The organism is Pseudoruminococcus sp., assembly GCF_047012705.1.
GTDB lineage: Bacteria > Bacillota > Clostridia > Oscillospirales > Acutalibacteraceae > Pseudoruminococcus.
This window is the reverse complement of record NZ_JBKXNW010000001.1, coordinates 353,315-374,517: the sequence shown is the minus strand read 5'-3', so window position 1 is coordinate 374,517 and position 21,203 is coordinate 353,315. Positions and strand designations below refer to the sequence as shown.

Sequence of the window (21,203 nt, the reverse complement as noted above, 5' to 3'; positions counted from 1 at the left end):
GACTAACCTCCTAATTCTGAAAATCAGAATCTCGGCTTTTTAATAAAGCCGACTTTCTTCATTGCCTTGTCGAGTGTACGAGATGACATTCTCAATGCAAATTCAGCACCCTTAGTATACTGTTCCTCAAGATATGCCTTGTCAGCTATAAATTTCTCATAGCGTTCGCGGATAGGACGAAGTTCCTCGATAACAGCCTCAGCAACAGTAGTTTTGAAGTCGCCGTAACCCTTGCCCTCAAATTCCTTTTCTATTTCATCGTTTGTCTTGCCTGTAACAGCACTGTAAATACCCATAAGATTGTTTACACCGGCTTTATTTTCGCCATATTTTACAACAGCCTCAGAGTCAGTAACAGCACGCTTGAATTTTCTCATAATATCCTCAGGCTTATCGAGAACAGCAACCCAAGCATTTACATTTTCGTCAGATTTAGACATCTTTTTTGTTGGGTCCTGAAGCGACATAATTCTCGCACCAACAGGAGGAATATATCCGTCAGGAATTTTAAATGTATTGCCGTAGATACCGTTAAAGCGTTCCGCAATATTTCTTGCAAGCTCAAGATGTTGCTTTTGGTCAGCGCCAACAGGAACGAGGTCAGCCTGATAGAGAAGAATATCAGCAGCCATAAGGCTTGGATATGCGAAAAGACCAACATTAACATTATCAGCGTGTTTCTGAGATTTATCTTTAAATTGTGTCATACGAGAAAGCTCGCCGAACTGTGTATAGCAGTTAAGAACCCAAGCGAGTTCAGCGTGAGTATGAACATGGCTCTGAATAAAGAAAGGGCTTTTCTCGGTATCAATGCCGCAAGCAAGTAAGAGAGCGTAAGCTTCCAATATGTGTCTGCGGAATGTAGCAGGTTCTTGTCTTACAGTGATTGCGTGTAGGTCAGCGACCGCAAAAATGCAATCATAGTCATCTTGGAGAGTAACCCAGTTTTTCAATGCACCGATGTAGTTACCAAGTGTAATAGTACCGCTTGGCTGTATTGCACTGAATATTATAGGCTTTTTTTCTTGTTTTAAAACTTCTTCACTCATATTTATTTTCCTTTCAATTTCCAATATTTAAATTAAAAAATTCGTCCTTTTCGGTAGTTTACTGGTAATTACATAGACTGCGTCAACTAATTTCTCTTATTCACCACGAGCGAGGCAAAGCCGAGCGATTCCGCATCTTCGCTGTGGGTACCGACCCACAGGAATCCTCGCAGGAGGTTCCCTGAACAAACCACGCTTTATAGACAAAAAATAGATTTCGCAAAAACTTTATATTATATCTATTGTTAAACTTATGATTAATTATGGATTTATTTAAGATTATTGCTTATTCAGCATTTCTTTTGCTAATTCGCCCAATATCTTAATTCCCTTTTCCAACTGTTCATTAGTTGGTGTCGAGAAATTGATTCTGAAACTGTGGCACTGCTCGTTTTCATCAGTTAAGAACGCATTTCCCGGAACAACGCATACCTTTCTGAGAACAGCCTCTTTGCAGAATTTAGTCATATCAATCTCATCAGGAAGCTTACACCATATAAAAAGACCACCATCAATCTTATTATATGTAATAATTGGTGCAAGGTATTTATCAAGTAGCTCTTGAGTGAAATTGATTTTCTTTCTGTAGATTTCACGCAAACGCTCCAAATGAGCCTCAAAGTCGTATTTTGTCATAAATTCGCTTGCAACAATCTGTGACCAAGCGGTTGTATGAACATCAGAACCCTGCTTGCAAACTATCATTTTTGCAGCAACTTCCTTTGGCGCAACAAACCAGCCTATTCTCATACCGGGAGAAAGTACCTTAGAGAATGAGCCGGCATAAATAACAATACCGTCCTCATCAAAGGATTTTATCGCAGGAACATCTTTTCCACTTACTCTAAGTTCGCCATAAGGGTTATCCTCAAGAATAAGAACACCATATTTCTTAGCTAGTTCATATATTGCGTGACGCTTTTCAAGGCTTGTAGTAACACCCGATGGATTCTGAAAATTAGGAATAGTATAGATAAAGCGTACATTTTTTTCAGTTTTAAGAGCCTTTTCGAGGGCTTCAAGGTTCATACCGTCGCTTTCGAGAGGAATACCGCAAAGCCTTGCTTTATAAGCACGGAAAGAATTAAGAGAGCCTATAAAGCTTGGGGCTTCACAAATAACAGTATCTCCCTCATTTACAAGGGATTTTGTAGCGAGGTCCATAACCTGTTGAGCGCCTGAAGTAACAACCAGTTCATCAAAATCTCTGCCGATATTGAATTTATTTTTCATATAGTCCTTGAGAGCATTGCGGAGCGGTACATATCCCTCGGTAATGCTGTATTGAAGTGCATCAATAGGACGATTTGTAAGTACATCGTTAGAAATTTCCGCAATTTCCTTAACAGGAAAAGCCTCAGGGTCAGGATTGCCGGCAGAAAGAGATATAACCTCAGGGTCTGCGGCATACTTAAAGATTTCTCTTATGGCAGACGGTTTAAGAGTCTGAACTCTATCAGAAAGAAAGTAATCCATAATAATCCTCCATATATTAAATTTTGAAACAATTATTTACATCGTACATTTAATTCTATCATATAACCACAAATTATTCAATATATAACTATGTTCACCAGTTGAGACAGCTCATTAGTAATTACTTAATCCAAATCAATAAATTTCTCTTCCAAAACTGATTGTGTATTTTGACATCGTGGCTTACCCTCAGTGCTCCCTCTGCGTTTTGTGGAGTATAAATGTTTCTCTCTGCGGAGAGCGACCAAAGGCTTTGCCGTAGGTGACTACCTTTGGAAACCGTGAGCCTTTTAAAGGCTCATGCGAAACCTTTAATTGTCTTATATAAAGAAAGTGCAGATGCGAACTGTGTTCGCCAGTTTGTTGATTTAATAGTTTATTAAGTTGCCACACAAAGAGTAAATGTTGTCATTGAGTACAAAATATGATATAATATCAATAATTGGACTTTTAGGAGGCTGATTAATGAAAATAGGAAATGTAGAAATAAAGGGAATGGCTGCTCTTGCACCTATGGCAGGAGTTACAGACAGAGCTTTCCGAGAACTTTGCGTAGATTTTGGTGCGTCATATGTTGTCGGAGAGATGGTAAGTGCAAAGGGAATTTCGTTCAATAGCGAACGCTCCAAAGAGCTTATGATTCTTTCAGAGAATGAACGTCCTGCAGCTGTACAGCTTTTTGGCAGTGAACCGCAGACAGTTGCCGCAGCAGCCGTAACCGCCATGGAATATAAACCGGATATTATAGATATAAATATGGGTTGTCCTGCCCCTAAGATAAGCGGAAATGGTGCAGGAAGTGCCTTGATGAAAAATCCCGATTTATGCGGAGAAATTGTAGAAGCAGTATGTAAAGCTGTTGATGTTCCTATAACCGTAAAAATCCGTAAAGGTTGGGACGATAAGTCCGTAAATGCCGTTGAGGTTGCAAAGATATGTGAACAGGCAGGTGCAGCCGCAATAACCGTTCATGGCAGAACTCGTGAACAGTTTTATTCAGGAAAGGCTGACCTTGATATTATTGCTGAGGTAAAAAAAGCCGTAAATATTCCGGTAATAGGCAACGGAGATATTACCAATGCCAATGATGCCGCACAAATGCTCGAAAAAACTAACTGCGATATGGTTATGATAGGTAGAGGTGCATTAGGTAATCCGTGGATATTTAGAGAGATAAACGCTTGGCTCAATGATTTAAGACCGATGTTTCCGCCGTCACCGGCGGAAAAGGTTACAGTGATTTTAAGACACATTCAAGCAATGTGTGATTATAAAGGCGAAGAAATTGCTATGCGTGAGGCAAGAAAGCATGTTGGATGGTATATGAAAGACTTCAAGAATGCTGCTGAACTTCGCCGAGAGGCGGGTTATTTAAAGACTTATGATGAACTTATAGAACTTACCAAAAAAGCTTATGAGTGTATGTCGCAAAGCGAATAGTTAACCAACTTCCCAATAGACACTTAAAAGTTTCGCTTGAGCCTTTTTAAAGGCTCACAGATTCCAAAGGCAGAGCCTTTGGTCGCCGTCCGCAGACTGCGAAATACTTTATGCTCCTCAAAGCGCAGGAGGGTAGAAAAACATTCCAGTGGAATGTTTTTCGTAGGGAACCCTCGCAGGGGGTTCCCTGTTTAACTAATGTTGCTGACATAAGAAATCAATGGACGGACAAAGTCCGTCCATTAGGAAGCAAAGAATGTTAAGGGCTTCGCCCTTAAAACCCACGAGGGACTCTGTCCCTCGACCCTGCAAGCTTTTGAAAAAGCTTGAGCAAAACTTTTATTTGTCTAAAAAAGTGCATTAGCTCATCGGTAGTTTCCTTGACTGTGTCAATAAACATCTCTTGTCAATGTCGAGCGATTCAGCGTCTTGGGAGCGGCGGCTCGCCGCATAGTTCAATAGTGGAGGATATGAAAATTATGAAATATAAGATTATGGTTCTTGATATAGATGGAACATTAACCAATTCAGAAAAGAAAATCACACCCAAAACACACGATGCACTGATAGATTATCAGGAGCGTGGAGGAAAGATTGCAATAGCTTCAGGCAGACCGACAAAGGGTGTCTTCCCCTACGCTGAACAGCTTGACCTTAAGAAATATGGCGGTTTCGTTATGTCATTTAATGGCGGTAAGATTATCAACTGCCAGAGCGGAGAAACCGTATTTTCTGCAAATCTTCCACTTGAATTTCTTCCGGAAATCTGTGATGAGGTTTATAAAACGAATATAGGTATAAATACCTATGAGGGTGATTGCCTTATTGCAGGAAACGGCGTAAATGAATATACAATGGTAGAATCAAATATAATTGGTCTTAAAGTTAAAGAAGTAGACGATTTCGTTTCTTATGTAAATTTCGACATCAATAAATGCTTGCTTTCAGGCAATCCGGATGAGGTTGTAAAGCTTGAAAAGGTACTCAGTAAGCGAGTTGGTGATAAGCTCGGGGTTTTCCGTTCAGAGCCGTTTTTCCTTGAGGTCGTGCCAAAAGGAATTGATAAAGCTCGTTCAATCGACAATCTCATAAAAACGCTCGGCATAAAAACCGAAGAATGTATTGCTTGCGGTGACGGCTTTAATGATATCACAATGGTAGAATATGCCGGACTTGGCGTTGGTATGGCTAATGCAAATGATAAGCTTAAGGCTGTTGCGAATTTTATCACAAAGTCTAATGATGAAGACGGCATAGCCTATGTAGTCGAGAAATTCACGAAGTAATTATATAAATATAAAAGGAGTAGTCAAAATGATAGTAAAACCAAAGGTAAGAGGATTTATCTGCACAACATCTCATCCAACAGGCTGTAAGGAAAATGTCAGACAACAAATCGAATATGTAAAATTACAGCCAAAGACAAACGGCCCTAAGAAAGTTCTTGTCATCGGTGCGTCTATGGGATATGGACTTGCTTCCCGTATTTCTGCGGCATATTCTTGCGGAGCGTCTACAATCGGAATTATATTTGATAAGCCGGGTTCAGGCAATAGAACAGGTTCTTCAGGCTGGTATAATACAGCTGCTTTCGAGGAGTTTGCACACGCTGACGGACTTTACGCAAAGACAATTAACGGAGATGCTTATTCTCAGGAAATCAAAGACGAAACAATCGCACTTATCAAAAAAGATTTAGGCAAGGTTGATATGGTTATATATAGTCTTGCTGCACCAAGACGCAAGGACAAAGACGGCACATTATATAGTTCTGTATTAAAGACAGTCGGCGAGCCTTATACAAATAAAACTATCGACCTCCGCACAAATGAAGTTCACGATATTACAGTAGAGCCGGCAACTGATGAAGAAGTTTTCAATACAGTAAAGGTTATGGGCGGTGAAGATTGGAAAGATTGGATTACTGCATTAAAGAATGCCGATGCTATCGAGCCAGATGCTATAACAGTAGCGTATTCCTACATTGGACCGGTTATTACACACCCAATGTATCGTGACGGTTCTATTGGTAAGGCTAAGGACCACCTTTTCAAGACAGCAAAAGAGATTACAGAGGAATTTAACGGTATTCATGCATATCTTTCTGTAAATAAGGCTCTTGTAACACAGTCAAGTGCAGCTATTCCGATAGTACCGCTTTATATCTCTATTCTTTATAAGGTAATGAAGGCTAAGGGTTGCCACGAAGGCTGTATTGAGCAAATGTATAGACTTTTCAATCAAAAGCTTTTCGGCGAAAAGCCGGTTCTTGATGCTGAGGGCAGAATCCGTCTTGACGATTTAGAACTTCAAGACGATATTCAAGAGGAAGTCACAAAGCTTTGGAGTGATATTTCTACCGAGAAAATCGCTGAATGTGCAGATATTGACGGTTATTGGGAAGAATTTTATAAGCTGTTCGGCTTTAAGGTATCAGGTGTAGATTATGATGCCGAAACAGATGTAGAGGTAAAGATTGATAGCATAGACTAATATTAGCTAATAAACCTCCACTAAGACACTTAAAGTTTAGGTCAAGCCTTTTTAAAGGCTTGCGGATTCCAAAGGCGGAGCCTTTGGTGGGTTTTAAGGGCAAAGCCCTTAACATTCTTTGCTCTTTGAGCGGCGGATTTTATCCGCCGCTTTTTTCTTTCGTGAGCAACATAAGTAAGCAAGAGATGTTAAAGTTTTTAAGTACAAATTAATGGGCGAACTGTGTTCGACCATTAATAAGTTTATTGATAACAAAAAATTAAGCGGTGGACATAGTCCACCGCTTGAGAAGAATGAAATGTTGAGGGTTTCACCCTTAAAACCTACGAGGGACTCCGTCTCTCGACCCTGCAAGCTTTTGAAAAAGTTTGAGCAAAACTTTGCGGCGAGTCGCCGCTCCCAAGTCGCGAAATCAGTTTTGCGTTGCAAAACTTCGACATTGATAAGGCAAGTTAACTGCCGCGGATTAAGAAATTACCAATGAACTGCCGAACGACGAAATTTGTAATTCTAAACTAAACTTCTGAGAAATTATGCAGCCTTACTAAGATTCTCCGTCTTAGATACTCTCTCTACTGTATATCCCCTATCTGTCAAAAGCTGAACAATTCCGTTATCACCATACATATGAGCTGCGCCAACCATAAAGAATACTTTTTTGCCGTCATTCATATATTCCTCAGCTTTGTCAGCCATACCCTTGTTTCTGTCTGTGAGCATAGCTTTGCTGTATTTTTCATAGTCTTCTTTGTATTCATCAGGAATTTCATCTTCATCTGTATCTTTGATGGCTTCCCCGTGTTTCCACTGCTCATATAATTTATTGCTTGACTTTGCCTGTTCGGTTGGATCTGCTTGTGTATAGCTCAAAATCATAACATCTACAAGTTTATCTGAGAGATTATCAAATACGCCAAGCTGAATATCCATATTTTCAACCTCTAAGATTTCTTTGTTAGCCTTTTTAGCTTTTGAGGTCATAATACTTTCCATAGATTTTGTAATATCAATACCTGAGCCATTATACATTGCATTTTCAAGTAATGAAATCCACATCATAGGCTTAAAGTTATCATAATATGACATATATAAGCCCTTTTCAGTAAGATATTTTACAGCAGCGTTATAAGTTTCCTCAGAAATATGGTCTTTAATAGTTGTGCCATCAGTATACATAAGCTTTTGTGTAAGTTGTAAAGCTTGTCCTAAGTCATTCATCATACTGTCTGTGTCAAGCTCCATAGCTAGATAGTCACATTCATCAAAGGCTTTCTGTACATAGTCCGGCAGATTTTCTGCACCGTCCTGTGTAGCGTGGATTGAACCAAAGAGATACATTTCCTTGTCGCCTTTAGTAACCTTCCACATAGCTGGCGTATAATCTGCGTCAGGTTCAGTATTTTTAGAAGATTCATTTTTAGAACTTTGAGATTCTGTTTTAGATACAGTGCTTGATTCCGCCTTAGAAGTTTGGCTTGATTCCGTTTTAGATTCAGCAACAGAAGTTGGTGCTGAACTTTCTGTTTTGCTCGAATTATCATTTACAGAGCCGCCATTAGAGCAGCCCGAAAATACAATAATCGTTCCTAAGATAGCGGATAAAACTGCTGATGCGAGTTTTTTAATTTTCATACTTTATACCTCCAATATTAAAAGCGGCGATTGTACTATAAGTTTAGTACAATCGCCGCTGGTTGTCAAGTAAAAAAGAATATTATTTATAATATATTAATAAATTACAACAGGAGTATTTTCTTTGCAATTATCATAGATTTTCTTAACTGCATCGTACGGAGTGTTGATACAACCGTGAGAGCCGTCATATGTATAGATGTTTCCGCCGTAACCGCCGGTTCTCCATGTGGAATCGTGAATACCAACGCCGTCATAAGTTACGCCAAGCCAGAAATTAACCCAAACATCCCAAGTTTCTCCAACGAGTTCGGCAGGCGAAGCCTTGTTTATAATATAGTAAAGACCGGTCGGTGTATCGTGAGCGTTTTTATAGCCTGTTACAACATCAGTTGAAACTATAAGCTCACCGTTTTTATAATACCACATATGCTGTTTATCGAGGCTTATTTCAATATATGTATCTCCCACATCATATCCGTGGACTTTAGGAACCTCACCACATTCAAGAGATTTCATCTCGTAGCTACTGAATTTCTTTTCGCCGTCAATGATACAATAAGCATATACCTTAATATAGTACATTTTGTTTTTCTTAACCTTAAGCTCAAATTCAAGCTTGTCAGAAACATCATAGCTATCATAATCTCCATCTTCATCATCAGAGATTTGAACACTATACCCCTCTGCCCCATTAATAGCCTTCCAACTTACCTTGATTTTTTCTGTTTTTTCATCATAAGACGCAGTGAAAGATGGTTTTTCAGGTGGTGTATATGTGCTTATTTCGGAAGGATTGCTATAATAGCTTTCGCCGCCAAAACTTACAAATGCTTCTACTTTATAATAGTAGGTTTTGCCAACCGTAAGACCTGTGTCTGTATAAGCTGAGTTTTCCCAGTCAGTAATAGTTGCAATAGAAGTATAGTTACCGTCATTGTTGTCCTTGCGATAGATTGTGTAGGCTGTGGCATTTGTGATTCTTTCCCAGGAAATTGCTATACTGCTTGAAGTTCTTGCAGTAACAGTTATTTCCGAAACATCGTCAATATGAGTAAAGGTGTTTGTTGCCGAAAATTCGCCATAGTAATATTTATCGTTTGCATAGATGTATGGTCTTATCTGATAATAGTAGCGAGTACCCGCAACAATCTGATTATCATTATAAAAATTCGTTGAAGAATCCTTTATAATCATAATTTTATCATAGTCTGCTCCTGCAGAATCATCTTTGCGATAAATTTCGTAGCCGTTTATGCCGGAAATCTGTGACCAACTGAGATTTATAGAATTAGTTCCGGTTGCTTCAGCTTTAAAATCTCCAACTGTTTCAATGTCTCCAACACTTGTTTCTGTTTTAGAAGCTTCAGAAGATTCCTCAGCAGAAGACTGTGGTTTACTTTGGGTTGGTTTAGAAGATTCTAATTTAGAAGAAGTATTTGGTTTGCTTACTGCTGATGCAACGGTTTCTTTAGCCGAAGATTCATCGTTCGAGCTTCCGCCCGAACAACCGTACATAGCAGAGCATATAACAGTAGACGAGAGTAATATTCCAAGAATTTTTTTTGCTATAGATTTATTTGAAAAGTTCATTTTCATTCCTCCTTTGAGAATGTAAGCATATTTTATATCGTAAGATTTTTTTATGCAAGGGATTTTTGTTATATATTTGCAAAAGTTATAGATTTCAGCAATTTACTTTTGATTTTTTAATTTATGTCGATTTGATTTGTTTAAGTTGTCGTTATTATTTTTTAATAGTTATTTCAAAAATGAAGAATATTGTTATTAGTGTAACTAATGCTTTACATATATTATATATGAAACAAGGAGAAAGAAATTCATAATAAAGTTTTCTGCTATGTTTAGATAGTTGATTTACATAATAAAAGGAAATAACCGCCCTGCTTATCACAGGACGGTTATTTAATATGATTCTAATTAAAGGATTAGCTATACTCTATACCTATATTATACAGCAAAAGTAAGTTTATGTTAAACATTTTTGTAGCTGTTCTCTTTTTAAACAAAAAGAGAATAAAATAAAATTTTAGAATTGATAAAAATAATAAAATTCAGTTTTCAACAATACTTATGTTCCACTTATAATATAAACAGAAAAATAGTAACCTATAATCGTACTATATAGAATAAAAATTTATGAATAAATTGTGAACTTGTTTACAAATTCGCATATTTGTCAAATGAAATTCCTACAAAGAATAAAAACACACTTATTATCAATCAAATTTATGACAATTTTATAGGCAAAGTTGCACAAGTTAAAATTCATATCTTAAAAGTTTATTTAGCAAAAATCCCTGTGAAAATTGAGCAATACACTTTGATTGTGAAAACTGCACAAAAAATTGCCAACTTGTTTTACGAATAAATCAAAAAAAACTTTAGAAAAAGTGTTGACATTCCGTTCATAATGAGTTAATATATAGACACAACAGAGATGAACGGTTCACCCCCTTCAAGAACCTCGTCTCATAAGAAAAATTTTATTTTAAGAAAGAGGTAATGTAAAATGACACTCCAACAGAAACTACTCGCAAAGAAGTCTAAGAAAGGTTTCACACTCGTTGAACTCGTTGTTGTTATCGCAATTCTCGCAGTTCTCGCAGCTATCGCAATTCCGGCAGTTATTGGTATCATCAATAGTGCTTCCCAGTCTTCAACTCAGACAGATGCAGCAAGCATCGACCAAGCAGTTAAGAACTATCAGGCAGCTATCACAGCTGGTACTGTAAATGCTTCTAATAAACCTTCTTCAATCGCTTCTTATTCTGTTCCTGCAGCAAATGCAGCAAATGGTGCAAGAACAGCTTATGCTAATAATACAGCTAAACTTGAAGAAGCTATGAGATGGGATGGCATTTGGGATAGACTTAGCAGCAAGGTTACAGGCGGCGACTTCGGTTATGCTGATGGTTCAGTTGTAGCAGCAGTTGATGGTAACGGTTCTGTACTTAGTTCAACAGCTGGTGGTTCTACAATCACAAGAATTAATAGTGGTACAATAACACTTGGCACAATTGTTCATCACTAATTAAAAATTAACTCAAAAGCTCAGCTTCGGCTGGGCTTTTGTTTTGTCCAAATTTTTATTTGTAATATTTAAATAAAAAATATTATATATTTCTACTAATACACCGATTGACAAGTTATTGCCTTTAATCTATACTTAAATATATACTGTCTTTATGGATGGAGGTGTTAACTATGAAATTAACCGCAAGATTTGTGCGAAATTCTAAAAAAGCATTTACACTTGTAGAACTTGTAGTCGTTATAGCAATACTTGCTGTAATTGCGGCTATTGCTATTCCGGCAGTTATAGGTATTACCAATAGTGCTACTGAATCTAAGGTGGAAACAGATGCAGCAAGTATTGATAGTGCAGTTAAAACTTTCCATTCAGGTATTGTTAATGGCACAATTTATCAAAGCAATCTCCCTTCAAATGTAGCGTCAGTTGCAGGCGCTTCTTTTCCATCAGAAAATTCAAGCAATGGTGAAAGAGCGGCTTATGCCAATAGACATGCTACTGTTCAACAGGCTATGCAATATGCAGGAATCTGGGATAGACTTAGCTCAAGCATTATAGGTAAAGATTTTGGTTATGCCGGTGGTTCGGTTGTAGCTGCGGTTGATGGCGAGGGTCATACCATTACTGCTACGGCGAATGGTTCAGCCATTAATGTTTTAACAACTGGAACAGAAAAAATTAATGCAATTCTTTCCTATTAATATATTTTCTAAAGCTCAGTTTATATTAAAATTTCGTATTTCAAAATTTGTGTATAAACTACACTATAAAAATACATATAATTTATAAATATTACTAATTGACAATTCAATAATTTATATACTATACTATATTTGAAAAATATATTTAAAATTATTTATATCTACAGAATTTATATTATTTTAAGGAGAAAATGGTGAACACATTGAAGAAATATACTGTAAAAAATTCTAAGAAGGCTTTTACACTTGTTGAGTTGGTTGTTGTTATTGCAATCCTTGCAATTGTTGCGGCTATTGCAGTGCCATTGTTTATGGGGATTATGGCGTCAGCAACAGATGCTTCCGGTGATGAGCAAGCAAGAATGTTAAATGAAAAATGTAAAATTATGTATTCAGAAGTTAGGCTTGGAACAATAAATAATACTGATTCTAAAAATGCTGATGGTTCAGATGTAACTTATGCAGAACCTAAAAGTGCCAGCCTTAATGATAGAATTGCTGCTGCGGATAATGTTACAATAGCAAATGTTAAATTATATAATGGTTTGAAATCTATAAACTGCGATAATTTTTATTATTGCAATCATACTTCAGATTCAACTAAATATAGTGTAGGAACTATATATTATTCTGAAGATGGTAATTTTCCTGATTCCGCTGGCTGTAAATTTGTAAAAACTACTGATACTCTAACCTTAGGCTATCTTTATTAAATACTTTAATTAAATAAAAAAGCTCTATTGTAGTTTCAATAGAGCTTTTTATTTGTAAAAAACTATAATTTTTACTATACTAAATTACTATTATTGTTTTTAAATATATATACATAAATAAAAATGGAGTGTGTTGTTTGGGTATAGTGGTAATTTTTTACAAAGAAAGACGATAATTTTTGTTAAAGATTGTAGCGAATTATTCTTGATTCGCCTTGAAGTTGTAGTATAATAGTAATAAGTATAATTCTATAAAAATGAGTTACTCTATGTAAATTTAAAAAGCTCCGAAAGGTGTGTATTCAATAATGAAAAAATTTAAACGGTTACGAAAAACTAAGAAAGGTATGACACTTGTTGAGCTTGTTGTGGCAATTACACTTATCTCCATAGTTTTCGCCTCTGCAATGAGCGGTATCGTTCATGGCTATATGTCAGTAGTCAAAAATAAGAATGTAGAGCAAGCTTCTATGCAGGCAAAAGGTGTAGCTGATAAAATAGTTTCGGGTATAAACGATATATTAAATAATGATAATATAACCGATAAAGACGCTGAGATAAAAAGTATGGTACAAAAACAAAGCCCATCAGTTTCATTTTATAAAAATGGAGTACTCAATCAGATTGATAACAATTTTCCCCAGGCAACTAATGGAACAAATGATATACAGGTTGCAGTAACAAAGATGTCAAATGTTGAAGTAGCTAAAGACGGTGCTTTAAATAAGCAATTTAATGGATATAAAGTTTATGTAGCTACTGCTTGTTCAGGTAGCAGTGAAAAAAATAGCTTTATAACCGTAACTGCTACATCAATGTATAAATAAAAACAGAAAGGAAGGCAAACTATGCAGCGCATAAGAAAAATGAGATATAGCAAGCGTGGGTTTACCCTTGTAGAGCTTGTAGTCGTTATTGCAATACTTGGTATTTGTTCAACTATGTTAGTTAGTGTTATTGCAACATCTCTCGGAAGATATACAGCAAGCAGCGATATGGATATATGTAAGCAAGAAGCAACAAATATAGATAAGCAGTATTCAAGAATTGTTAGTACGGCTTCTGAAATTAAAGAAGAAGCCTCCTATAATCCGAAAAATTTTAACTATCAAGAGAATTATTATTATATGGTAATAGACCCCAATAAAAAAACAGTTGATTTTTTAATAGGTCTTCCGGAAAATAAATCTGCAAGCATAATTTATTGCAAATATATTGAAAAATTTGAACATAAAGTAGTTTTGCTTGATAGTTCCAGTTCAAGTACTTCAAGTAGTTCGGTCGGTACAGAAAAGAAAAAATATTCTCAATATACCATAACAATGAAAAATGATTATGGCGAGGCTCAGGAATATGTATATACCGGTTCGGTTGTTTTAAATAATTATAGCGGAGCAGATTTCACAAAGAGTTATGATTTGTCAAATACCACCTCAAGTTCTGCTACAACAAATCCAATTTGCATTTCATTTAGAATGGCATAATAAATACTTAATAAAAGCTTTTAATAAAGAGAGGAGATAATTTAATGTCAAACCGAATGCACGGAAACAATAAGCGTGGTTTTGCACTTCCTGTTGCCGTAGTTGTGTCTTGCTTTATAATAATTATCGCAACTGCGATTTTAAGTATTGCAGTGTCAAGTACACAAAAAACATCTGGCGATGTAGATTTAAGACAGGCTTATCTGAATGCAAAATCTGCACTTGATTATTCAGCAAAATACTATGAAGAGGGAGATTTCCCTACAACTGCTATTTCAGGCAAAACCAATAAATTTGAAGAATACATAGCTATGAATGATGTTGGAGGTACAACAGAATCAGGTGCAAAGGTTATTTCACCGAATAATGCCCAAAACATCAATAGCTATAAAACCTATGTTCATGTTATCTATGATAATCAAGATGCAAAGCTTACAATGACAGCTTATGCAAAGTCTGCAGATATGCTTGGTGGCCACGAAGAGTCAACCACACTTTCTGTTACATATGATATAGGTTCACGAGGCGGCAATATGGGTCGTAAAATTTCAACTGCCCCTGCCAATACGACTAATAGATTCTATAGTGATGATGTCACTATCCATGTTAAGCAAAATCCAAATGCAACTGATTACTTTGTTCCGGCTATCTATACTTGGTCATATTATAAAAGAAACGATATAGGTGTTACAGATTGGAGCAAGATTAAGAGTGTAACAGACCTTACACCTCAACAAGCTAATAAGGTTGAACATTCCGGTAAAAATCTTGGAGATAAATCAGATAGTAATGAACTTCGTCCGGCAGGTCTTTGGAGTCCGCCTGGTGCTGGCTTTGATGGTCCTGCTACTAAGATGGATTCTGAGGGTAACGATTGGTTCTCACATACATTTTCTCCAAGCAAAGCCGGTGGTACTAAGGGTATGGTACCATGGTTCAATATGATTATCTCAAGACAGGGTAAAGATATAGGTAAAAAACTGGATGGTACACAGACACCGGAGCTTTTAAATATTTGGTATTTTGATGAAAATGATAGAAATATATATGTAGAAATACTTGATACATTTGCATATTATAATGACCAAAATTGGGATGGTAAAGTAAATCTTGAAAGTAGAATAGTCGCCTATGCAAATGCTCCTCAAACAGTTTATTATTTTAAGATGCGAGATGAAAATAGCACTATAAATGATGAAAGCTTAAATCCAACAGTTAAAGTAGATGGTAATTCTTATGCTGCAAAATACAGCGGCTATGGTTGGTGGAGTGTAAGATGTGAAACAATATCAAGTAGTCATAACGCTTCCGTTCAGATTACCTCTCCTAAGATGAAAAATAGTGTTAATATTGCTTCTGTCAATAGTGGTAGTTCAAATTCCATTATGGGCAACTCAGCTTATATTGTTTTGGAGCCAGCAGTTGATTCAGGTGGACATATTATTCAAAATCAGTATACAGGTAATACCTTTATGACAGAAGAGGCAGCCGCTATACATATGGGCGATCAGGATTATATTACCGTTTATGCTAAGGTTAATAACAGAAAACAAGCAGGTAATCCATCAATATCTTATAAGGTAGAAACTCATAATAGTTCGGCAGCAAAAATTGCACTTAAAAACGCTATTGCAGATGCAGACCAATTATATCAGCTTGATTATGATGCTACAAGCTGGGGTTCTTTTATACAAGTTGTTAATGATGCAAAGAAAGTATATAATAGAACAACACTTCAATCTAATAATGTATATAATGATGAAGTAACTAAGATTGCTGATGCTAAGAATAATCTTAAGTTAAAAGAGGCAGATATAACTAAACTTCAGCAGGCATATGATAGAGCTAACACCTATCAAGAAAATGAATACACAGAAGAAAGTTTTGAAGCCCTTAAGATAGTTATGTCACAGGCTAGAACCTTTATAGAGGCATTTAATAGAGATAAAACATCTGTCCGTCAAGAAATTCTTGATAGCAAAGCAACAGACATTGATAATAAAATCAATGATCTTGAGAAAATAGAAGGTTATAGAACTAATCTTAATAATGCTATTGTAAATGGTAGAACTGTCAGAGATAATAATCCTGGTTCTAAGCTTATAGAACAGCTTAAGCAAGCTATTCAAACTGCAGAAAATCTATATAATAGCAATTCAAGAAATAAGACTGCTATTCAAAAGGCTACACAAGACCTTAATAAAATAGCAATAAGAGTGCAAAATGTAGGTGATACTACAGCACTTGATAACAGACTGCAAGAAGCTAATGAAATAATTGCAAGAGATAGAAATATCCTCGTTTCGGGAACATTAAGCAATCTCCAAAATGTTATCACAGTTATTAATGATAAACTTGATACTACAATATTGAATCAGTCGGAGATTGATGAATATTTAGCAAATCTCAATAGTGCAATTAACGAACTCGCTTATATACCAAGTGATACTACTATCCCTGAAGTTGAATCAGGTAAAAAGAGAGTATGGTTTGATATAAACCAAAACGGCCTTGGCTCTAATGGTAGTAATTATTATATCTATGCTTGGGAAGGTGCCGGCGGTAATAATCATCAGAATATTAGCTTCGATACACTTAGAAGTACAGACGAGCATGCCAAGTCAGCATTTAAACTCAAAAAAGACCCTATTTCAAAATATTATTATTATGACCTCGAGCAAAAGTATACAAGTGTTATTATTATATGCGGTATAGGAAATCAGGCTGATCAGACTGTTGATATTTCAGTAGGTGACCAGTTAGATAATAATCTGTTCCTGATTGGTTCAAATTATGAGGTTAGAGATAGCTCGATAGATTTGAGAGCATATAAAGCGTCAGCTGCAAAAATCACTACAATATATTCTTCCACTGATGTTACATCAACAGCATTGGGTGGTACTGGAAATCAGTATGCTTATGTTAAGGGTTCAAGAAACTCAAGCCTTAATACAGCTTCTGCAACTTCAGACCCAATGTTGACAAAAGACGCTACCGCACATTATTATGTCAAGAGAATTGGTTTTGATTCAGGTTCTACATTCCATATCAGTAATGGTCAAAGCATAACACAGCCTATAAATATTACAAAAGAACCTCATGTTATAAGATTTATGAATAAGTCAAATCCACTTACAAGTATCGATTCAAAATCTCTTTCAGATCTTGAAAGGCTTGCTCCTCATACAGATATCCAAAATATAAGCATGAATAGTTCTTTTGATATACAGAATATGTCTATCAAAAATCTTAGTAACATTACAGGTGGCGTGTATGTAGATAGTTATATTCCATCTAATCCTATAATTACGGTTTATTTCAAAAAACCTGCTTCCAGTTGGCTCAATGAGCTTTATGCAAACCTCTATCAGTATGATGCTTCCAATAAAGAACTTAATAAACAGACAAACCGTATCCTTATGACTGACGATGGAGATAATTATTATATCACCATAGATACAAGAAATACTAATGCAATTGAGGTTTATGATGCCAACTCAACTAAGACATCTATTGTAAGACTTGCAGTTGACCCATCAAAGAATAAATATTTTACAGCACAGCAAATTAATGCTTCCGGTTCAAGCTGGGTTATGTCATCTTATACTGCTTCTGCTGTAAGCATTAGTACAGCAGATGTTAGCTTTGATTCTTCATGCAGTAATAAAGCAATGGCTTTTGTTGGTGGCAAAAAGAGATTCTTTACTAATGTTCCTGATACACGTAGTGGTAGAACAGACGCATATAATAATCCGCTTTCAAGTTCAAGACCATTTGGTGGTGTATTCAATGGTAATGACTATGGTAATGGTCGTGTAGGTAAGACAGACTATTCAATCTACTACGACTGGTATGAATATAAGATTCCTGCAGGTAGTTCAGACCTCTATACATTCCAGATTAAGGGCCTTATGAATACAAATAGTCAGAAGAATGTTTGGACAAAGCAAGTTCATCAGGTATGGGGCGATGTATGGGTTTCTCTTGATAATGGAGATATGGATAGCGGTAAGTTTAAGAATGTTTCCATTGCTACAACAAACCCTGATGATAATGTTACAACTAAAACCACAAGAATTTATGTAACAGAAAATTCATCATGGACTTCTTCCCACGGTGGTATGAAAGTTACTATGTGGGGAACTGAAAAGAAAGTTGCAACTCTTTCACAGAAGTATGATGGCAGATATTATATAGATGTTCCTAATAATATGCCATTCTTACAATTTACATCAGGCGATAATACACAGATTCTCCCTATGACTAAGCTTCAGGGCGGAGATGCAATCCTCTATGATTATTCCGCAGGTAAGGGCGGCACACCGGCTTGGATTACATATGTTCCGGCATATAAAGCACTTCAGAGAGAAATTACAAGTGCATCATCGGTTGCTAATGGTTGGTTTATATATGATTACAATTCATCATCTCATGAGGTAACAAATTCATATAAGCCAAATAAACTTCTCAGTATGCTTGGTAACTATTCACCTTCAGAATCAGCAAATCCTACTTCTCAGCAAAATGATGCTAATACACTTGCACAATGGACAACAGCATATAAGAATCTTTATAATGCAGTTTCTAATGCAAGAATGTATATAACCAAGGATTCCAGCGGACATAGCATTTGGTTCCCTGAGCAGGCAAGCAACACAACAGGCGTAAGCTATGCGCAAGACAGCCTCAATGCTCTCTATAGTAAGATGGTTGAGGCAGTAAATGAATATGGAAGCGGTAGTGCGTCGTTGTCAAGGCTTATCACCCTTGCAGAGGAACTTGAAACCTTAGAGGATCAGCTTACACCTAATACAGATGATAGTGCAATACTTATCCTTGATGATACAAAGGGCTGGAATAGCAATGTCTGGTTAAATTATAAGGATAATTTAGGCATAGAGCGTAATGTTCCTGTTACATCAAGAAATAGAGACGGTTACTTGATGATATATGTAAATGTACCAAACGGTAATGAAATCAAAGATGTTGTCTTCTATTTTGGAACAACCGGAGAAAGAAGTGCTACTAAAGATACTATAAAGAGTGGCTCGGTATGGGTTTGCGATAATAGCGAATCAGGTTCGAAGGCTTGGGTTGCAAATACCCCAGAAAACTACTTTGTTTACTCAATTAAAAATTATAAGCAACCAAATGTTGCTCCTTCCGATCCTAAATATAAAGCTTTGATAGGTGATAAAGCGACAGCCTCCAGTTTTATAGTTTACTTTACTTATGAAACAACTGTAACATATAAAAATGGTGGCGCAGAGAAAAACTATAAGATTCTTCCGGGTGCATATCTCATAGATATGAAAAAGTATCAAACATATGATAGTGATATTAGTAAAGCTAATTCTCAAAAGGTAAACCTTTATTCTGATGTTGCAAAAGCTTATTTTGAAGATGAAGCAAATCAGGGTTATGTTAAAAATGCACCTTATTCAGATACCGCTGGTTGGACGACAAACGGAAAAATAAATCAACATCCTGGCGTAATATATACTGCGACCTCAAGTATTAACTTTGCAGCATCATCAGGAACTCTTAATGGAAATTATAAAGCAATGGATAAGCTTGTATTCCGTTGGTTAAGCACAAGTACACTTAATGTAGAGAATAATACATCTATGAATGCAAGTGAATACGTATTTGCTTCCACGGCTACAGTTTACGGTGGTAACACAATATCACCTAAGTTTATTCTAAAGAATAATACAACCGGAATACCGGGCAAGGTAAAAATTACTTTCCTTACTGATGTTAATGTTGTATATAAGGATAGCACAGGCGCTAAGGTAAGCTTTGTTATTTCTCAGGGTACATATGAATCTGTAAAGGCAGAAGAATACAATCTTTTCGATTCAAATTGGTCTAAAAATTTCAAGAGCGTTGATAGTGGTTCAATTGGCACCGGTGGTGACAGTAAGTATCTTACTAATCCGGTTTATAGAATTAACTAATTAGCTCATTTATTCTGAATATTCAGAAACAAAAAATTCCTGAACTCGTAATGGGTTCAGGAATTTTTTTGTTTTTTATAATGTATAAGTCAATTTTTATATTGGAATAAACCAATAACAAAGAGCATAACAAATACGGCAAATTAAACCGAATTTGTTATGCTCTTTGCTTCAAACGAGGTATACTCAAATGTTCTAAACTACTCTAAATGAGTTGGTTCTGAGTAACCAACTCTCCCCTTTATTAATATAATATCACATAAAATCATAGAAAGTATAAATAAATTATCGACTAATTATGAACAAATTAAAAACATTTTTGGCGGCTTACAAATAATTTTGTTGGCTTTGCGAAAATTTTATGCAAGATATTATAGTAGTTATAATGGATAATTTAGGCTTATTTCTATAAACTGTACACTTTAGTTTTAATGTGCTCAATGATTCTGCTCTAAAATAGATTGTGCATCTATAAGTTTTCCGTCCTTTTTAGTAGTAAGATGAAGATGAACTTCGTCCATAATTTCACTTGGAATAGTAAAGACAGCTCCTATATAATCGCCACAAGAAACATTTTCCCCTTCTTTAACAAGTACAGTTGGACTAAGGCCGCTATATATCATAGTTATACCGTTTTTATGCTCAATTTCCACGCTATAACCTAAAAGTTCATCATTATACACCTTTTTAACAATGCCATCAGAATATGCACGAACCTTTTCGCCGTCATCAGCAGCAATGTCTATTCCCTCATGAACACGCCAATCCCCCATCGTTTTCGAGTAGACAGGATTTTCAGGACTATATCCTTTAATAACCTTTCCTTCTATTGGTTTTACAAACTCATTTTGTTCTTTAGGACTCACCTCAGAAGATTCATTTGAACTTTCTTCAATGGATGATTCCGAGCTTTCAATGCTACTTTCAAGAATGGCATTAGCTGTTTTTTCAGAGCTTTCAGTCTTAGATTCAGGCTTTGAGTATTCCAAACCGCTTACAGTTTTGTCAGTAGGTTTATCCTGAGGTTTTGAACTTTCAGTTTGAATGGAACTTTCTTCTTTAGGAGTCTGATAATCTAAAACGCTGCTGTATGTTGTCCATGCCGCACCTCCGATTGCAGTTATACAAAGGGCAAGAGCGATATAAAAGCCAGCGTTTTTCTTTGGATTATTATTTTTTTCTTTAGCATTAAATTTCATC

Annotated in this window: 14 protein-coding genes; 9 read left to right on the top strand and 5 right to left on the bottom strand. The window is 36.1% G+C overall.

The annotated features are described in order from the left end of the window. Nucleotides 1–23: 23 nt before the first annotated feature. Both trpS and ACLU24_RS01690 read right to left on the bottom strand, forming a co-directional pair. On the bottom strand, nt 24–1,049 hold the full coding sequence (gene trpS / locus ACLU24_RS01695) for a tryptophan--tRNA ligase (protein ID WP_412609893.1): 1,026 nt from the start codon (nt 1,047–1,049) through the stop codon (nt 24–26). Nucleotides 1,050–1,328: 279 nt separating this feature from the next. Next, nucleotides 1,329–2,525, bottom strand: a complete 1,197-nt coding sequence (locus ACLU24_RS01690) for an aminotransferase-like domain-containing protein (protein WP_412609891.1) — start codon at nt 2,523–2,525, stop codon at nt 1,329–1,331. Nucleotides 2,526–2,990: 465 nt separating this feature from the next. On the opposite strand from ACLU24_RS01690, the gene dusB reads away from it, so the two are divergent. The 3 genes from dusB (at nt 2,991) to fabV (ending at nt 6,458) form a co-directional block, all read left to right on the top strand. After that, a complete protein-coding gene (gene dusB, locus ACLU24_RS01685) occupies nt 2,991–3,965 on the top strand; it encodes a tRNA dihydrouridine synthase DusB (protein WP_412609889.1) in 975 nt (324 codons plus the stop codon). A gap of 479 nt (nt 3,966–4,444) precedes the next feature. Then, nucleotides 4,445–5,251: a Cof-type HAD-IIB family hydrolase gene (locus tag ACLU24_RS01680; protein WP_412609887.1), complete on the top strand. Its 807-nt coding sequence runs from the start codon at nt 4,445–4,447 to the stop codon at nt 5,249–5,251. A 28-nt stretch (nt 5,252–5,279) separates the two neighbouring features. Then, complete coding sequence (gene fabV / locus ACLU24_RS01675) at nt 5,280–6,458, top strand: enoyl-ACP reductase FabV (RefSeq protein WP_412609885.1); 1,179 nt, start codon at nt 5,280–5,282, stop codon at nt 6,456–6,458. 531 nt (nt 6,459–6,989) lie between these two features. Here fabV and ACLU24_RS01670 read toward each other — a convergent pair. Then, complete coding sequence (locus tag ACLU24_RS01670; RefSeq protein WP_412609883.1) at nt 6,990–8,090, bottom strand: TraB/GumN family protein; 1,101 nt, start codon at nt 8,088–8,090, stop codon at nt 6,990–6,992. Nucleotides 8,091–8,186: 96 nt separating this feature from the next. Further along, nucleotides 8,187–9,683 (bottom strand): L,D-transpeptidase family protein, encoded by a 1,497-nt coding sequence (locus tag ACLU24_RS01665; protein WP_412609881.1) that lies wholly within the window; start codon nt 9,681–9,683, stop codon nt 8,187–8,189. Between the two features lie 940 nt (nt 9,684–10,623). Here ACLU24_RS01665 and ACLU24_RS01660 point away from each other — a divergent pair. From ACLU24_RS01660 to ACLU24_RS01635, 6 genes are all read left to right on the top strand, one after another. Continuing rightward, nucleotides 10,624–11,145: a prepilin-type N-terminal cleavage/methylation domain-containing protein gene (locus ACLU24_RS01660; RefSeq protein WP_412609879.1), complete on the top strand. Its 522-nt coding sequence runs from the start codon at nt 10,624–10,626 to the stop codon at nt 11,143–11,145. 173 nt (nt 11,146–11,318) lie between these two features. Beyond that, nucleotides 11,319–11,846: a prepilin-type N-terminal cleavage/methylation domain-containing protein gene (locus tag ACLU24_RS01655; protein ID WP_412609877.1), complete on the top strand. Its 528-nt coding sequence runs from the start codon at nt 11,319–11,321 to the stop codon at nt 11,844–11,846. 191 nt (nt 11,847–12,037) lie between these two features. Next, nucleotides 12,038–12,559, top strand: a complete 522-nt coding sequence (locus ACLU24_RS01650; RefSeq protein ID WP_412609875.1) for a prepilin-type N-terminal cleavage/methylation domain-containing protein — start codon at nt 12,038–12,040, stop codon at nt 12,557–12,559. A 308-nt stretch (nt 12,560–12,867) separates the two neighbouring features. Beyond that, on the top strand, nt 12,868–13,386 hold the full coding sequence (locus tag ACLU24_RS01645) for a type II secretion system protein (protein ID WP_412609873.1): 519 nt from the start codon (nt 12,868–12,870) through the stop codon (nt 13,384–13,386). A 21-nt stretch (nt 13,387–13,407) separates the two neighbouring features. Next, complete coding sequence (locus ACLU24_RS01640) at nt 13,408–14,043, top strand: type II secretion system protein (RefSeq protein WP_412609871.1); 636 nt, start codon at nt 13,408–13,410, stop codon at nt 14,041–14,043. A gap of 44 nt (nt 14,044–14,087) precedes the next feature. Continuing rightward, nucleotides 14,088–20,003 carry a hypothetical protein gene (locus tag ACLU24_RS01635; protein WP_412609869.1) on the top strand — a complete coding sequence of 1,972 codons (5,916 nt, stop codon included), beginning with the start codon at nt 14,088–14,090 and terminating at the stop codon, nt 20,001–20,003. 437 nt (nt 20,004–20,440) lie between these two features. Here ACLU24_RS01635 and ACLU24_RS01630 read toward each other — a convergent pair whose 3' ends face one another. After that, nucleotides 20,441–21,202: a peptidoglycan DD-metalloendopeptidase family protein gene (locus ACLU24_RS01630; protein WP_412609867.1), complete on the bottom strand. Its 762-nt coding sequence runs from the start codon at nt 21,200–21,202 to the stop codon at nt 20,441–20,443. Nucleotide 21,203 lies beyond the last annotated feature (1 nt).

What these genes read in the sequence shown, in the direction of transcription:
- ACLU24_RS01650 (WP_412609875.1), top strand. Translation starts at nt 12,038, where the DNA reads ATGGTGAACACATTGAAGAAATATACTGTAAAAAATTCTAAGAAGGCT.
- ACLU24_RS01670 (WP_412609883.1), bottom strand. Translation starts at nt 8,090, where the DNA reads ATGAAAATTAAAAAACTCGCATCAGCAGTTTTATCCGCTATCTTAGGA.
- ACLU24_RS01690 (WP_412609891.1), bottom strand. Translation starts at nt 2,525, where the DNA reads ATGGATTACTTTCTTTCTGATAGAGTTCAGACTCTTAAACCGTCTGCC.
- ACLU24_RS01640 (WP_412609871.1), top strand. Translation starts at nt 13,408, where the DNA reads ATGCAGCGCATAAGAAAAATGAGATATAGCAAGCGTGGGTTTACCCTT.
- ACLU24_RS01660 (WP_412609879.1), top strand. Translation starts at nt 10,624, where the DNA reads ATGACACTCCAACAGAAACTACTCGCAAAGAAGTCTAAGAAAGGTTTC.
- dusB (WP_412609889.1), top strand. Translation starts at nt 2,991, where the DNA reads ATGAAAATAGGAAATGTAGAAATAAAGGGAATGGCTGCTCTTGCACCT.
- ACLU24_RS01635 (WP_412609869.1), top strand. Translation starts at nt 14,088, where the DNA reads ATGTCAAACCGAATGCACGGAAACAATAAGCGTGGTTTTGCACTTCCT.
- trpS (WP_412609893.1), bottom strand. Translation starts at nt 1,049, where the DNA reads ATGAGTGAAGAAGTTTTAAAACAAGAAAAAAAGCCTATAATATTCAGT.
- ACLU24_RS01655 (WP_412609877.1), top strand. Translation starts at nt 11,319, where the DNA reads ATGAAATTAACCGCAAGATTTGTGCGAAATTCTAAAAAAGCATTTACA.
- ACLU24_RS01630 (WP_412609867.1), bottom strand. Translation starts at nt 21,202, where the DNA reads ATGAAATTTAATGCTAAAGAAAAAAATAATAATCCAAAGAAAAACGCT.
- ACLU24_RS01665 (WP_412609881.1), bottom strand. Translation starts at nt 9,683, where the DNA reads ATGAACTTTTCAAATAAATCTATAGCAAAAAAAATTCTTGGAATATTA.
- fabV (WP_412609885.1), top strand. Translation starts at nt 5,280, where the DNA reads ATGATAGTAAAACCAAAGGTAAGAGGATTTATCTGCACAACATCTCAT.
- ACLU24_RS01645 (WP_412609873.1), top strand. Translation starts at nt 12,868, where the DNA reads ATGAAAAAATTTAAACGGTTACGAAAAACTAAGAAAGGTATGACACTT.
- ACLU24_RS01680 (WP_412609887.1), top strand. Translation starts at nt 4,445, where the DNA reads ATGAAATATAAGATTATGGTTCTTGATATAGATGGAACATTAACCAAT.